We start from the raw sequence: 13850 nt of genomic DNA, 5'->3' as shown, positions 1-13850 counted from the left end.
GGTCAGCCCGCCATCTTGGCGACCGGCGGGGCGACCAGCTCGGCGGGCAGCGTCTTCTCCGCCTTGGGCTTGGCGGCGGCGCCGGTGCCGGTCAGCTTGACCTGGAACATCGGCTGGAGCAGCGCGTGGTCCTCGGCGCGGACGGTGAGCTTGCCCTTGACGCCGTCGAAGCTCCAGCCCTCCAGGGACTTCACCAGCGCGTCGGTGTCCGCGTCGGAGCCCTTGTTGGCCTCCAGCGCGTGCACCACCATCTGCGCGGCGGTGAAGCCGTCCGGGGTGAACAGGTCGGACTTGGAGCCGTTCTTGGTGACGAACTCGTTCATCGCCAGCTCGGCCTCGGTGCCGCCGGCCGCGCCGGAGAAGTAGTGGTTCAGGAAGTCGATCTTCTCGGCGGCGGGGCCGAACAGCGGGTAGGAGGCGGCCACGTCGAGGCCGGTGACGACCTTGGTCGAGGAGAACACGTCCTGCTGGTTGAGCGAGGTCCACAGCGCGGAGGCGGTCTCGCCGGCCCAGGCGACGAACAGCAGGTCGGGCTTGGCGCCCTTGGCCTGGGTGGCGAACGGCGTCAGGTCGGTGGCGGACGGCGGGGCCAGCACCGCGTCCACGGTGGCACCCTCGGCGCCGAGGACCTCCTTGACGGCGGCCACGTTGGCCTGGCCGAAGGCGTTGTCCTGAGCGAGGACGGTGACCTTCTTGCCCTTGGCGTCGCCGATGAAGGACGCGGCGGCCTTGGTGTCCTGGTAGGACTGCCGGCCGGAGCGGAAGGTGTACTTGTTCAGGCCGGTGACCTTGTCGGCGGCGGCCGGGCCGCTGATGAACAGCACCTTGTTCTGCGCCGCGATCGGGCCGACCTGCAGGGCCACGCCGGAAGCGGTCGAGCCCGCCAGGATCTTGTAGTTCTTGCCGATCAGGTCCTTGGCGGCGGAGACCGCCTTCGCCGGGTCGCCGGCGTCGTCCTGCTCGGCGATCTCCACCGGGCGGCCGTCCACCGCGTTCGTGCCCTTGGTGGCGTACGACAGACCGGCCTTGAAGCCCTCCAGGTACTGCTTGCCGTACGCCGCCAGCGGGCCGGTCTTGGAGTACACCAGGCCGACCTTGACCGGGCTCTTGTCGCCCCCGCCCGTCTCGGCCGAGGTACCCGCCGTACCGGCCTTGGCACAGCCGGCCGCGAGCAGCACGCAGGCGGCCAGCGCGGCGAGCTTGCGGGCGGGTCGTCTGGGGGTGGCGTCCGTGACTGACATGGTGGGGGGCTCCTGACGTACCTGTGCTGGTGGGATGCGGGAACCGTAGGGGGGCCGCCCGGAAGGCGACATGTGGCGGAAGCACGCATCGGCGGCCCCTTCTGTGTCGGCTCGCAACATGTTGCGGCGCCAGCTGCCCCGAGATGTGCGGCGGACACATGGATCCGCCCTGCTCCATGGCGTCGCCCGCCATGGAAAGCGCCGGGGCCTGCGGCGAGTGTGGTGGTCGCAGTCAGCCCTCCCCCTTCGAGAAGGTGGCCCCCTTGGACAAGGTCCTGGACTCCCCCGCCCGCGCGGTCGGGGACATTCCCGACGGCGCGGTGCTCGCGGTCGGCGGCTTCGGCCTGTGCGGCATCCCGTCCACCCTGATCGGCGCGCTGGTGGCCGCCGGCACCACCGGGTTGCGGGTGGTCTCCAACAACTGCGGAGTGGACGACTGGGGCCTCGGCCTGCTGCTCGGCGCGGGCCGGATCGCCCGGATGACCTCCAGCTACGTCGGCGAGAACAAGGAGTTCGCCCGCCAGTACCTGAACGGCGAACTCGAGGTCGAACTGACCCCGCAGGGCACCCTCGCCGAACGGCTGCGGGCCGGCGGCGCCGGCATCCCGGCGTTCTACACCCCCGCCGGCGCCGGCACCCAGGTCGAGGAGGGCGGACTGCCCTGGCGGTACGCGCCCGGCGGCGGCTCCGTCGCGCTGGCCTCCCCGCCGAAGGAAGTCCGCGAGTTCGGCGGGCGCCGCTACCTGCTGGAGGAGGCCATCGTCGCGGACTTCGCCCTGATCCGCGCCGAGATCGCCGACCGGCACGGCAACTGCGTCTTCCACGCGGCCGCCCGCAACTTCAACCCGCTGTGCGCCACCGCCGGCCGGATCACCGTCGTCGAGGCCGACCGGATCGTCGAACCCGGCGAGATCCCGCCGGACGCGGTCCACCTGCCCGGCGTGTACGTGGACCGGGTGGTCGCCGCCGACCCCGCCGACCGCCGGATCGAGCGCCGCACCGTCAGCGCTCCCGCCCCGAAGGAGTCCTGATGAGCACCCTGCTGGATGCGCGCGACCTGCTCGCCGCGCGGGCCGCCCGCGAGCTGCGCGACGGCCAGTACGTCAACCTCGGCATCGGCCTGCCCACCCTGATCCCCAACCACCTGCCGGCGGGCGTGCACGTCGTCCTGCACTCGGAGAACGGCATCCTCGGCGTCGGCCCCTACCCCGCGGACGCCGACGTCCACCCCGACCTGATCAACGCCGGCAAGGAGACCGTCACCGTCAACCCCGGTGCGGCGTACTTCGATTCGGCGTTCTCCTTCGGCATGGTGCGCTCCGGCCGGATCGACGTGTCGGTGCTCGGCGCGATGCAGGTCTCCGCGAGCGGCGACCTCGCCAACTGGATGATCCCCGGCAAGATGGTCAAGGGCATGGGCGGCGCGATGGACCTCGTCCACGGGGCCCGCCGCCTGATCGTGGTGATGGAGCACACCGCGAAGGACGGCACCCCGAAGATCGTGAACGAGCTCACCCTCCCCGCGACCGGCCGCGCCGTCGTCCACCGCATCGTCACCGACCTCGCCGTCCTCGACGTCACCCCGGACGGCCTCCGCCTGGTCGAACTCGCGGACGGCGTGAGCCTGGAGCAGCTCCGCGAGGCGACGGAGCCCGAGGTGCTCGCTCCCTGAGCCCGGGACGCCACCGGGGCGGTGCGCACCTCTCGTGCCCACCGCCCCTGTGCCGCCCGCTACTTCACGTTCGGGATGGTCCAGTCGATCGCCTTCTGCCCGAAGCCCTCCAGCGCGGCGTTGATCTGCGAGAACGGCTTCGTACCGAGGAAGGTCTTCTGCGACAGCGGCGACGGATGCCCGCTCTGCACCACCACGTGCCGGTCCGTGTCGATCAGCGACAGCTTCTTCTTCGCGTAGCCGCCCCATAGCACGAACACGCACGGTTCCTCGCGGGCACTGACCGCCTTGATGACGGCGTCGGTGAACTTCTCCCAGCCCTTGTTCTTGTGCGAGTTGGCCTCGTGCGCCCGCACGGTGAGCACCGCGTTCAGCAGCAGCACGCCCTGCTCCGCCCACGGCATCAGGTAGCCGTTGTCGGGCACCGGCAGGCCGAGGTCGGTGTTCAGCTCCTTGTAGATGTTGCGCAGCGACGGCGGGGTCTTGACGCCCGGCAGCACCGAGAAGCTCATCCCGTGCGCCTGCCCGTTGTCGTGGTACGGGTCCTGGCCGAGCAGCAGCACCTTGACGTCCTGGTACGCCGTGGCGGCGAGCGCGGAGAATTCCTGCCCGGCGGGCGGGAACACCTCGTGCTCGGCCCGTTCGGCCGCCAGGAACTCCGACAGCTGCGCGAAGTACGGCTTGCCGGTCTCCTCGGCGAGCACCGCGCGCCAGGACTCCGGCAGCTCCAGCGCGCCACCCACGGACGCCTCGGCCAGCTCCGTCACGTTGTACCTCCCACCGGCCGCGCCGCACGGCGGCCGCATTCGCTCTCGAACGTTCCGGGCCCGTGCCGGACCCGCTGCGAAGAACGCTACACAGTCGCGCCGACAGCCCGCTCCGCCCTTCGCACGCGCAGCGACTCCCAGCCGCTCACGCCGACCAGTACCGCCGCCAGCAGGCCCAGTACGGCCAGTGCGGGCAGCCGGTGCAGCGGGGTGAGCAGCAGCAGCGCCAGCAGCGCGGCGACCAGCAGACCGGCCGCGAGCCGGGTCGGCGAGAGCTTCCGGAACATCATCCACCGGGTGTAGTTGAAGGTCAGCAGGTAGAGCGCGCTGCCGCCGTACAGCAGTCCGAGCGCGCCGCCGCCGAGCGCCGCCCCGGGGCGGGCCACCGTCTCGGCGAAGCCCACCGCGACGGTGATCACCCCGGCGATCAGCACCAGGTGCCCGTACGAGAAGACCCGTCGCAGCACGTCGCGGCGCGAACTCGCGGTCTCCAGGGCGTGCCGCATCGCGTCGGCGGCGTACCCGAAGTACTGCCACCACAGCGCGCAGGAGATCACGAACGCCACCGCCACCGAGACCAGTTGGCCCGGGTGCAGCGGGGCGCCGGCCACCGGGGCGCCGATCCCGACGATCGACTCGCCGAGCGCCACCAGCAGGAACAGGCCGAAGCGCTCCGGCAGGTGGCCCGGGTGGTACTCGACCTTCGCCAGCCGCCGGCGGAACACCAGCGGCGCCGAGAGGTCCGCCGTCGCGGCCAGCGCCCACAGCAACTCCCGTGCGGGGGACGGCAGTAGACCGCCGACCACCAGCAGCGGCCCGCTGAAGAACGCGCCCACCCCGTACGGGCCGATCCAGATCCGCCGCACCCGGCGGGCCAGCAGCCCGATCAGCACCAGCCGGGCCGCCCAGTACGCGCCGCCGAACAGCACGCCGCGTTCGCCGAACGCCCCCGGCAGGGCGAGCGCCAGGAACAGCCCGCCCAGACCCACCGCGAAGATCCCGATCCGGTCGCGCGGGTTGTCCACGTCCCGGATGTTGGCCTGCACCGTGGTGCCCACCCAGCACCAGTACACCGGCACGAACGCCACCAGGGCCCGCCCGCAGCCCACCCAGTCGTGGTGGTGGTGCAGCAGCGCCGACACCTGCGTCACCGCGAACACGAACACCAGGTCGAAGTACAGCTCCGCCCAGGTGACGCGCTTCTCCCCCATCCGAACTCCCCCGCACCCCAAGCCTTTTGACGCCACCCATCGGCGAACGACGGCACAGGCTACCGGGCCCGTTTCCCCCCGCCCCCTGACGGACCGTCCGTTCGTACCGCTATCTTGAAAGGCGGTCAGTGCCACCGGCGGACCACCACGGGGGTGGGTCCGCTCAGGGGGAGGGGGATCGGCGATGAGTGACGTCGGCAGCGGGATGTCAGGGTTTGTGTACGACACGGTCGCGAACGTGACGTCCGTGGTGACGAGTGCCATGGTCGCCGCCTCGCAGGCGTTGGCGGGCCAGGTCGGCAGCGGGGCGGTCCAGGTCGAGGTCGAGAACCTGCAGACCTTCAAGAACAAGGTCGACCAGATCCTGCGCGAACTCGACGGCTCCGACGCCAGCCACGGCCAGGTCTCCCAGCAGACGCTGGCGGCCGGCCAGCTCGGCCAGAACTTCGGCCAGGCCGGCGACCTGATGACCGCGTACAACACCGTGCACGGCAACCTGGAACGGCTCTCGCAGACCCTCGCCGCCCAGATCGCCGCGATGAGCGCGAGCATCGGCAAGGCCGCCGGCACCTACAGCAACGCGGACGCCGAGCAGGAGTCCCGGTTCAGGTCGATGACGGCCCCGGCCCCGGTCACCGGCACCGCCGACCCGAGGACCGCCTACCGGCCGCAGGCCCCGTCCACCGGCACCCAGCAGGGCGCGTACTGACGACGTCTCCGGCGACGGAGAACGGGGGAGATGAAAAATGATCAACAAGCGCTTTGTCCGGGCGGTCCACGACGCGAGCGGCGAGATCGACGGCGCCAGCCACGAGCAACTGGTGGCCATGGTCCAGCACACGGACCCGATCGCCGTCATGCAGGTGGCCCAGCGGCTGGTACTCGCCGCGAACAAGATGGACGAGGTCAGCGAAGAGCTGCACGCGCACATGAGCGGCCTCGACTGGGAGGGCGCCGCGGCCGACAGCTTCAAGGCCTGGGGCAGCCAGGTCTCCAAGTCCACCATGGACCTGGCGAGTTACTCGCGGAACGCCGGTGAGTACATGGCGTCCGCCGGCCAGACCCTCGCCGAGGTCAAGTCGGGCATGCCTCCGGTACCGCACGCCGACATGCAGACCGTCAGCCGCTACGACGACCAGCCCAACGACGCCGTCAGCACCGGCGGCGCCATCCTGGGCAGCGTGATCCCGGGCGTCGGCGCGGGGCTCGGCAGCTGGGCGGCCGACCAGGTCGCCGACGCGGTGGACTCCGACTGGGTCACCTCCGCGGAGGCCAAGGCCGCGCAGCAGCGAGTGGCGCAGGCGCACAACGAGGCCATCCAGCAGATGAACAAGCTGGCGCAGGCGTACGAGCAGTCGACGACGCAGCTGAACGCGGTGCAGCCGCCGGTGTTTCCGCCGCTGCCGGACGGCAAGGCCTGGCATGACGGCTCGGTGGACGTCCCGATCGGCGGGGGCGACGGCAGCACCGGGCGGAACCCCGGCGGCGGAACCACCCTTCCGCAGCCGCCCAGGGTGGGACCGCCGCCGTCCCCGCGTCCGCCGCAGCCACCGACACCCGTACCGCCGCCGGTTCCGCATCCGCCGCAGCCGCCGGCCCCGAATCCCCCGCATCCGCCGACTCCCCTGCCTCCGGGTCAGGATCCGGGTACCCGCATCGACCACACGCCGCCGCCCGCCCCGACCTCCCCGAACCCGACGGTTCCGGGCCATGGCGGCGGTACCGGTGGTGGCGGTATCGGCGGGGGCGGCCTCGGCGACACGGGCGGCGGCTCCTCCGGCAGTGGGCGCGGTGGCGGCTACCCGGGCGGCCCGATCGGCGGTGGCCCGATCGGCGGCGGCCTGGGCGGTGGCGGAGCGAGCGGTACCGGCCGGACCGGCGGCGGCGCCCCGGGCACCGGTGGCGCCACGGGTGCGGGCAACCGGGCCGGCGGCACCACCGCGACGTCCGGCGGCGCGGGACAGGCCGGCCAGGCGGGACGCGCGGGCGCCCCGGGCATGGGCGGCATGGGCGCCGGCGGCATGGGGGCCGGCGGTGCCCGTGGCGGGGCCGCCGGCGGCGGCGCAGCACGCGGCAGCGGGCTGGTCGGCCGGGCCGGCGGCACCATCGGCGGACAGCGCGGGTCGGCCTCGGGCCGCGAAGTCACACCGGGCGGCACCGGGCTGCGCGGCCGCGCCGAACGGGGCGCCGACGGGCGGGCCGGTCAGAGCGGGTTCGGCGGCGGCCACGGCGGTGCGAGCCGCAAGGGCAAGCCGCAGGGCAAGCGTCCCGACTACCTGACCGAGGACGAGGACACCTGGACGTCCGGCATGGGTCCGGTCAACCCGAATGTGATCGAGTAGGACCGCATCGGCTGCCCGGCCGCAGGAGCCACTTCTCCTGCGGCCGGGCAGCACCGTGCGATCGGGGAACGACACCCGGCAGACATGACGGCGTGCGAGGAGCGTGTGATGCGGCGAACGGGCGGGGCAGGACAGGGGCGGCGGCTTGCCGCGGCGGCAGCGGTCGTCGGCGTCCTGTGGGGGTGGACGACGGGGCCCGCGCTCGCGGTGGACTCGATCCGCGCACAGCAGTGGCACCTGGACGTGATGCGCGCCGAGGAGATGTGGCGGACCACCACCGGATCCGGGATCACCGTGGCCCTGATCGACTCCGGCGTGAAGGCCGACGCACCCGACCTGGCCGGGCAGTTGGTGACCGGAACGGATTTCAGCACCCAGTCCGGCGGGGAACTCTCCCCCAGCAGTGGCCACGGGACGGAAATGGCCAGCACCATCGCCGGCACCGGCAAGGGTTTGGGCGGCAAGGGCGCGTACGGCCTCGCGCCCGGTGCGAAGATCCTCCCGATCAAGGTCGACGGCGAGACGGGCGGGGGCCACGACAGCGCGCTCATGGACCAGGTCTCCCGAGCGATCACCTACGCGGCCGACCACAACGCGAAGATCGTCAACATGTCACTGGGCGTCCCCGTGACTGCGGTGCAGCCCGCCGACGTCGCCAAACTCCGGGCTGCGGTCGACCATGCCGTCTCCCGGGGCGTCCTGCTGTTCGCCGCAGTCGGCAACACCGGCAACACCGACAACCGCCTGGAGTACCCCGCCTCGATGAGCGGCGTGGTCGGCGTGGGCGCCACCGACCAGGACGGAAAGGTCACGGCGGAGTCGGAGCACGGCCCGCAGGTCACACTCGCCGCGCCGGGCCAGGACCTGTACGAGGCATGCACCGGCTCGTCGGGCTACTGCAAGGGCCACGGCACCTCCGGCGCCACCGCGCTGGCCTCCGCCTCGGCCGCGCTGATCTGGTCCGCGCACCCGGACTGGTCGGGCAACCAGGTGCTGCGGGTGCTGATCAACACCGCGAGCAACCCGAAGGAGCGCAGCGACTACCTCGGCTACGGCATCGTCCGGCCGCGGATCGCACTGACCGACCCCGGCGACCCGGGCCCGGCAAACGTCAGCCCGCTGCCCGCCGCAGCTGGGTCCTCGCCCGCCCCCGGGAAGTCGAGCGGCGCGGCGCAGCCGAGCGGCACCGCTAGTGCGCCCGCCGACTCCCCGCAGGGGCAGGACTCGACAGGGTCGCAGCCGTCCGCCACCGCCGACACCTCCTCGAAGACGAACAACACGCCCCTGCTGATCGGCGGCGGGGTGGCCGGCGTGGTGCTGCTGCTCGTGGTGGCGGCGATCCTGCTCCGCAACCGCCGGACAGCAGCCGCGGGCCCGATGCCGCCGGTGCCCCCCATGCCGCTCCCGGGCCAGCCGCAGCCGCCGTACGGCCAGGCCGCCCCCCAGCAGCCGCCGTACGGCCAGCCGCAGCAGACGTACGGTCAACCGCCGTACGGCCAGCAGCCATACGGTCAGCAGCCGCCCTACGGCCAGCAGCCCCCGCCCGGGGGTGGGAACCCGTACGCGGGCTGAGGGGGAAGGCCGCCCCTGTGGTCGGCCGGTGGGGCGCACTAGGCTGAGCGGCGTTGGGGCAGCCTGTGGCGCCCGGCCGGCCAGCGGGTGTCCGGTCGGAGCGATGCACATTGATCGTTCGACCGTCGCAAGACCTAGGAGTGACCCACCGTGGCAGACCGCAAGCCCATCGATACCTGGCTGACCGACATGGACGGAGTCCTCATCCACGAGGGCGTGCCGATCCCGGGGGCCGACGCCTTCATCAAGCGGCTGCGTGAGTCCGGAAAGCCCTTCCTGGTGCTCACCAACAACTCCATCTACACCCAGCGCGACCTGCACGCCCGGCTGTCCCGGATGGGCCTGGACGTGCCGGCCGAGCACATCTGGACGTCCGCGTTGGCCACCGCGAAGTTCCTCGCCGACCAGCGCCCGGAGGGCACCGCGTACGTGATCGGCGAGGCCGGTCTGACCACCGCGCTGCACGACGTCGGCTATGTGCTGACCGACAGCGACCCGGACTTCGTGGTGCTCGGCGAGACCCGCACCTACTCGTTCGAGGCGATGACCAAGGCGGTCCGGCTGATCGACGCGGGCGCCAGGTTCATCGCCACCAACCCGGACGAGACCGGCCCGTCCGCCGAGGGCGCGCTGCCCGCGACCGGCGCGGTCGCGGCGCTGATCACCAAGGCCACCGGCGTGGAGCCGTACTTCGTCGGCAAGCCGAACCCGCTGATGATGCGGGCCGGTCTGAACGCGATCGGCGCGCACTCGGAGAACAGCGCGATGATCGGCGACCGGATGGACACCGACATCGTCTCCGGCATGGAGGCCGGCATGTCGACCTTCCTGGTGCTGACCGGTCTCACCCAGGCCGCCGACGTGGACCGCTTCCCGTACCGCCCGACCCGGGTGGTGGAGTCCATCGCGGACCTGGTCGAGCTGATCTGACGAAGCTCACACCGCGCGAGCGGTCAGGCGTTCCCCGAGGGCGGAGCGGTACGACGCCGGCCGTGCCGCCCGCCCGATGGTCAGCGCCCCGACCGGATCCGGGTGTGCGGCAACCCGGAGTGCGTCCTGCGCTTCTGCGACGTCTCCGAGAACGGCACCCGGCGCTGGTACTCGGTGGCCGGCTGCGGAAACCGGGCGAAGGCCCGACGCCACTACGCGCGCCAGAAGAACGCCTGACCCCGGCCGCACAGCTGGGCACCGGGGCCGCCTCAAGACAGCCTTAAGTGGCACCTAACGGAACTGACGTAACGTCAACTGCCTATCGCTGTACGGCTAGCGTCCCGGACACATCCTCCGCACGACGCAAGGAGCCCGCCCGTGGCCCCGCTCCGCCGCACCGCCGTCCTGCTGGCCGCCGCCCTGCTCGGTGGCGGCGCCGCCGCGCCCGCTGCGGCGACCGGGACCGCCGCCGCCCTCGCGGACGGGGGCGCCGCCGACGGCGTGCTGCTGTCGCTCGGCTCGGTGCTGCTGCTCACCGGCGCGGCCGCCGCCACCGTGCGCCGCTGCGGCACCGGGCCGTCCCGGCCGGGCCGGGCGGAGCGGACGGCCTCCGTCGCTCCGGGGGACGGGGATGATTGAGTGGGGGTCATGAGCACGCCCCCCGCCCCTTTCCGCGTCGGCCTGATCGGCTACGGCCTGGCCGGCTCGGCGTTCCACGCCCCGCTGATCGCCACCACCCCCGGGCTCCGGCTGGAGGCGGTGGTCACCGCCAACCCCGACCGCCGCGCCCAGCTGAACCGCGAACACCCCGGCGCCCGCGCCCTCGACACCCCTGAGCAGCTGTTCGAGAACGCCGACAGCTTCGACCTGGTGGTGATCGCCTCCCCCAACCGCACCCACGTGCCGCTCGCTCGCACCGCCCTGCTGGCCGGCCTGGCCACCGTCGTCGACAAGCCGCTCGCCGCGACCAGCGCCGAGGCCCGCGACCTGTGCGAGTTCGCCGAGAAGTCCGGCCTGCTGCTGTCGGTGTTCCAGAACCGCCGCTGGGACGGCGACTTCCGCACCGCCGCCCGCCTGATCGAGGAGGGCCGGCTCGGCCGGGTGCACCGCTTCGAGTCCCGCTTCGAACGTTTCCGCCCCAAGCCCAAGCCCGGCTGGCGCGAGCTCGCCGACCCCGCCGAGGTCGGCGGCACCCTGTACGACTTGGGCAGTCACCTGGTCGACCAGGCCCTCGCCCTGTTCGGGCCGGTCGAGACGGTGTACGCCGAGATCGATGTCCGCCGGGACGGCGCGGTGGTCGACGACGACGCCTTCCTCGCCCTCACCCACACCGGCGGCGTCCGCTCCCACCTGTGGACCAGCGCCCTCGCCCCGCTCGCCGGGCCCCGGCTGCGGGTCCTCGGCGACAGCGCCGGCTACGTGAAGTTCGGCATGGACCCGCAGGAGGCCGCGCTGCGGGCCGGCCGCCGCCCCGGCCCGGACAGCCACTGGGGCGACGACGACCCGGCCGCGTACGGCCTGCTCGGCAGTGACGGCAACGCCGAGACCGTCGCCACCGACCCCGGCGACTACCCCGCCTTCTACGCGGGCATCGCGGCCTCGCTCACCGACCGCACCCCGCCGCCGGTCGATCCCTGGGACGCCGTCGCCACCCTCGCCGTCCTGGAGGGCGCCCGCGCCTCCGCCGCCACGGCGAGCGTCGTCCGCCTTCCCTGACCCACTGCCGTCACCGGCGGGACGGGCCAACTTCCGTGCTCTGCCCCGCCGGTGACGTAGCATCGGCGTCGGACCCGATCGAAGGAGGTGCACACCGTGCTCGTCGCTCCCCTCCTGCTCGCGCTGTTCCGGGTCCTCACCGGAGACCTGCCGACCGGCCCCGGCGCCGTCACCACGGCCGCTCTCCTCGTGCTGGCCTGTGCCGTCACCCTGGCCCTCACCTCGGCCCGCCTCCCCGTCGCCGGAACCCCGGCCGCCGTCCACGCCGCGGCCCTCCGCCGCCGCGCCTACCGCACGGCCTACCTCCCCCCGCGCGACCCCGCCGCCCCCGGCCGCCCCCGCCCCCGAGCCCCGGGCAGGCGCCTGGCGGCCGCCGCCTGAGGGGCAGTTCTCGCTTTACCGCTCTCGCGTTCCCGGCGCTCTGCCATGCCCTCGGGGCACGGAACCACCGCGCCCCGCCGGGGGCACGGAAGTCCCGTGCTCCGCCAGGGGCTCGGGAGACCTGCGCGAGCAAGCCACCACTGCCGTCAACTCCCGCCGCGCACGCCGCATCCCGTGGCGCCGTCGGGAGATGCCCCTCTCGCGTCCGCCCTCCGAACAGTCCCGCCATCCACGCGCGAATCCGGAGAGCCGACCCATGTCAGTCCTGAGCGTTCTCGATCCCGCAGTCCGTCTCGCCCACGCCGCCGTCGCGGCCCTCGCCACCACCATCCCCACCGCTGCGGCGATCGTCGTCTTCACCCTCGCCGTCCGCACCGCCCTGCACCCCCTCGCCCGCTCCGCCGCCCGCAGCGAGCGCGCCCGCGCGCGCATCGCGCCGCAGGTCGAGAAGCTGAGGAAGCGCTACGCCAAGGACCGTGAGCGGCTCGGCCGCGAACTTATCGCGCTGAACCGCGCCGAGGGCATCTCCCCGTTCGCCGGTCTGCTGCCGGTGCTGCTGCAGGCGCCGTTCTTCTCGGTGATGTACCGCCTGTTCACCACCGCCCCGGGCACCCTGCTGGACGCCACTCTCGTGGGCGTCCCGCTCGGCACGCACCCCACCGCCGCGCACACGCCCGCGCAGTTCGGGGTGTTCGCCGCCCTGGAGGGCGCGCTCCTCGCGCTGGCCTGGTGGAACGTCCGCCGCGCCAAGCAGGCCCCGGCACCCGCCGAGGCCCCCGCCGGGCTCGGGTTCCTGCGCGGGCTGGCGTTCGGCACCCCGCTGTTCGCGCTGCTGCTGCCGCTGGCCGGTGGCATCCACCTGCTGACCAGCACGGCGTGGACGGCGGCCGAGCGCTGGTACCTCACCCGCCCGACCGCCCGTCCGGCACGCGGCTCTCAGGCCGTGGTGCCCCAGCCCGCCAAGTAGGCGTCGATCTCGCCGGTCAGCCGCCGCTTGCCCGCGGCGTCCAGGAAGGAGGCTTCCACCGCGTTGCGGGCGAGCGCCGCGATCCCGGCCCGGTCGAGGTCGAGCAGCTTCGCGGCGACCGCGTACTCGGTGTTCAGGTCGGTGCCGAACATCGGCGGGTCGTCGCTGTTGACGGTGACGAGCAGCCCGGCGTCGACCATCTGTCGGATCGGGTGGTCCTCGATCCGCTCGACCACCCGGGTGGCCAGGTTGGAGGTCGGGCAGACCTCCAACGGGATCCGGTGCTCGCCGAGGTGGTCGAGCAGGGCCGGGTCCTTGACCGACTGGGTGCCGTGGCCGATGCGCTCCGCGCCGAGCTCCCGGATCGCGTCCCAGACCGTCTCCGGCCCGGTGGACTCGCCGGCGTGCGGCACGCTGTGCAGGCCGGCCGCCCGGGCCCGGTCGAAGTACGGCTTGAACTGCGGGCGCGGCACGCCGATCTCGGGGCCGCCGAGGCCGAAGGAGACCAGTCCGGCGGGCGCCAGGTCGAGGGCGAGGCGGGCGGTCTCCTCGGCGGAGGTCAGCCCGGCCTCGCCGGGGATGTCGAAGCACCAGCGCAGGACGACGCCGAGTTCCTTCTCGGCGGCCAGCCGGGCGTCCTCGATCGCCTCCATGAAGGCGACGTCGGGGATGCCGCGGCGGACCGACGAGTAGGGCGTGACGGTCAGTTCGGCGTAGCGGATGTTCTGCCGGGCCATGTCCTCGGCGACGCCGTAGGTGAGGGAGCGGACGTCCTCGGCGTCCCGGATCAGGTCGACGACGCTCAGGTACACCTCGATGAAGTGCGCGAAGTCGGTGAAGGTGAAGTACTCCGCGAGCGCCGCCGGGTCCGCCGGAACCTCGGTGTGCCCGGCGTGCCGGGCGGCGAGCTCGGCGACCACCCGCGGTGAGGCCGAGCCGACGTGGTGCACGTGCAGTTCCGCCTTCGGCATTCCGGCGATGAACGCCTCGATCCCCTGGTTCCGCTGAACTCCCTCGGCCACGGCACGCTCCCGTCTTCTCACCCGGATCC

Annotated in this window: 14 protein-coding genes and 1 pseudogene; 11 read left to right on the top strand and 4 right to left on the bottom strand. The window is 73.1% G+C overall.

Features of this window, described 5'->3' with window-relative positions:
* Positions 1-2: 2 nt before the first annotated feature.
* Positions 3-1241, bottom strand: coding sequence for a substrate-binding domain-containing protein (locus tag ACZ6R9_RS25140; protein ID WP_380483684.1), 1239 nt, complete (start codon positions 1239-1241; stop codon positions 3-5).
* 263 nt (positions 1242-1504) lie between these two features.
* Here ACZ6R9_RS25140 and ACZ6R9_RS25135 point away from each other — a divergent pair, with 263 nt between their 5' ends.
* Both ACZ6R9_RS25135 and ACZ6R9_RS25130 read left to right on the top strand, forming a co-directional pair.
* Positions 1505-2272 (top strand): CoA transferase subunit A, encoded by a 768-nt coding sequence (locus tag ACZ6R9_RS25135; RefSeq protein ID WP_465540472.1) that lies wholly within the window; start codon positions 1505-1507, stop codon positions 2270-2272.
* A complete protein-coding gene (locus ACZ6R9_RS25130) occupies positions 2272-2913 on the top strand; it encodes a 3-oxoacid CoA-transferase subunit B (RefSeq protein WP_380483680.1) in 642 nt (213 codons plus the stop codon). Before ACZ6R9_RS25135 ends, ACZ6R9_RS25130 begins: the two co-directional genes overlap by 1 nt.
* A gap of 59 nt (positions 2914-2972) precedes the next feature.
* Here the strand turns inward: ACZ6R9_RS25130 and ACZ6R9_RS25125 are convergent, their stop codons facing one another.
* Positions 2973-3680: a uracil-DNA glycosylase gene (locus tag ACZ6R9_RS25125; RefSeq protein ID WP_380483678.1), complete on the bottom strand. Its 708-nt coding sequence runs from the start codon at positions 3678-3680 to the stop codon at positions 2973-2975.
* A gap of 86 nt (positions 3681-3766) precedes the next feature.
* The gene (locus ACZ6R9_RS25120; protein ID WP_465540470.1) at positions 3767-4891 is read right to left on the bottom strand and encodes a low temperature requirement protein A; all 1125 of its coding nucleotides are present in this window, start codon (positions 4889-4891) and stop codon (positions 3767-3769) included.
* Between the two features lie 184 nt (positions 4892-5075).
* Between ACZ6R9_RS25120 and ACZ6R9_RS25115 the strand changes: the two genes are divergently transcribed.
* From ACZ6R9_RS25115 to yidC, 9 genes and pseudogenes are all read left to right on the top strand, one after another.
* Positions 5076-5600 carry a hypothetical protein gene (locus tag ACZ6R9_RS25115; RefSeq protein ID WP_380483674.1) on the top strand — a complete coding sequence of 175 codons (525 nt, stop codon included), beginning with the start codon at positions 5076-5078 and terminating at the stop codon, positions 5598-5600.
* A gap of 37 nt (positions 5601-5637) precedes the next feature.
* Complete coding sequence (locus ACZ6R9_RS25110) at positions 5638-7233, top strand: WXG100 family type VII secretion target (protein ID WP_465540468.1); 1596 nt, start codon at positions 5638-5640, stop codon at positions 7231-7233.
* A gap of 108 nt (positions 7234-7341) precedes the next feature.
* Positions 7342-8805 (top strand): type VII secretion-associated serine protease mycosin, encoded by a 1464-nt coding sequence (gene mycP / locus ACZ6R9_RS25105; RefSeq protein ID WP_465540466.1) that lies wholly within the window; start codon positions 7342-7344, stop codon positions 8803-8805.
* A gap of 150 nt (positions 8806-8955) precedes the next feature.
* Positions 8956-9735: an HAD-IIA family hydrolase gene (locus ACZ6R9_RS25100; RefSeq protein ID WP_380483668.1), complete on the top strand. Its 780-nt coding sequence runs from the start codon at positions 8956-8958 to the stop codon at positions 9733-9735.
* 84 nt (positions 9736-9819) lie between these two features.
* Positions 9820-9972 (top strand): annotated as a pseudogene (locus tag ACZ6R9_RS25095) (CGNR zinc finger domain-containing protein); the annotation flags it as partial.
* A gap of 141 nt (positions 9973-10113) precedes the next feature.
* Positions 10114-10374 (top strand): hypothetical protein, encoded by a 261-nt coding sequence (locus tag ACZ6R9_RS25090; RefSeq protein ID WP_380483666.1) that lies wholly within the window; start codon positions 10114-10116, stop codon positions 10372-10374.
* A gap of 9 nt (positions 10375-10383) precedes the next feature.
* Positions 10384-11451: a Gfo/Idh/MocA family oxidoreductase gene (locus ACZ6R9_RS25085; RefSeq protein WP_465540464.1), complete on the top strand. Its 1068-nt coding sequence runs from the start codon at positions 10384-10386 to the stop codon at positions 11449-11451.
* 96 nt (positions 11452-11547) lie between these two features.
* Entirely contained in the window at positions 11548-11832 is a 285-nt protein-coding gene (locus ACZ6R9_RS25080; protein WP_380483663.1) for a DUF6412 domain-containing protein, read from the top strand.
* A 256-nt stretch (positions 11833-12088) separates the two neighbouring features.
* Complete coding sequence (yidC, locus tag ACZ6R9_RS25075; RefSeq protein ID WP_465540462.1) at positions 12089-12799, top strand: membrane protein insertase YidC; 711 nt, start codon at positions 12089-12091, stop codon at positions 12797-12799.
* On the opposite strand, the gene ACZ6R9_RS25070 is transcribed toward yidC, so the two are convergent.
* Positions 12769-13770 (bottom strand): adenosine deaminase, encoded by a 1002-nt coding sequence (locus tag ACZ6R9_RS25070; protein ID WP_380483808.1) that lies wholly within the window; start codon positions 13768-13770, stop codon positions 12769-12771. The two genes, yidC and ACZ6R9_RS25070, sit on opposite strands and share 31 nt — an antisense overlap.
* Positions 13771-13850: the final 80 nt, after the last annotated feature.

The sequence above is a fragment of the Kitasatospora sp. NPDC048662 genome (assembly GCF_055587065.1).
This window is presented reverse-complemented; position numbering and strand designations above follow the sequence as displayed.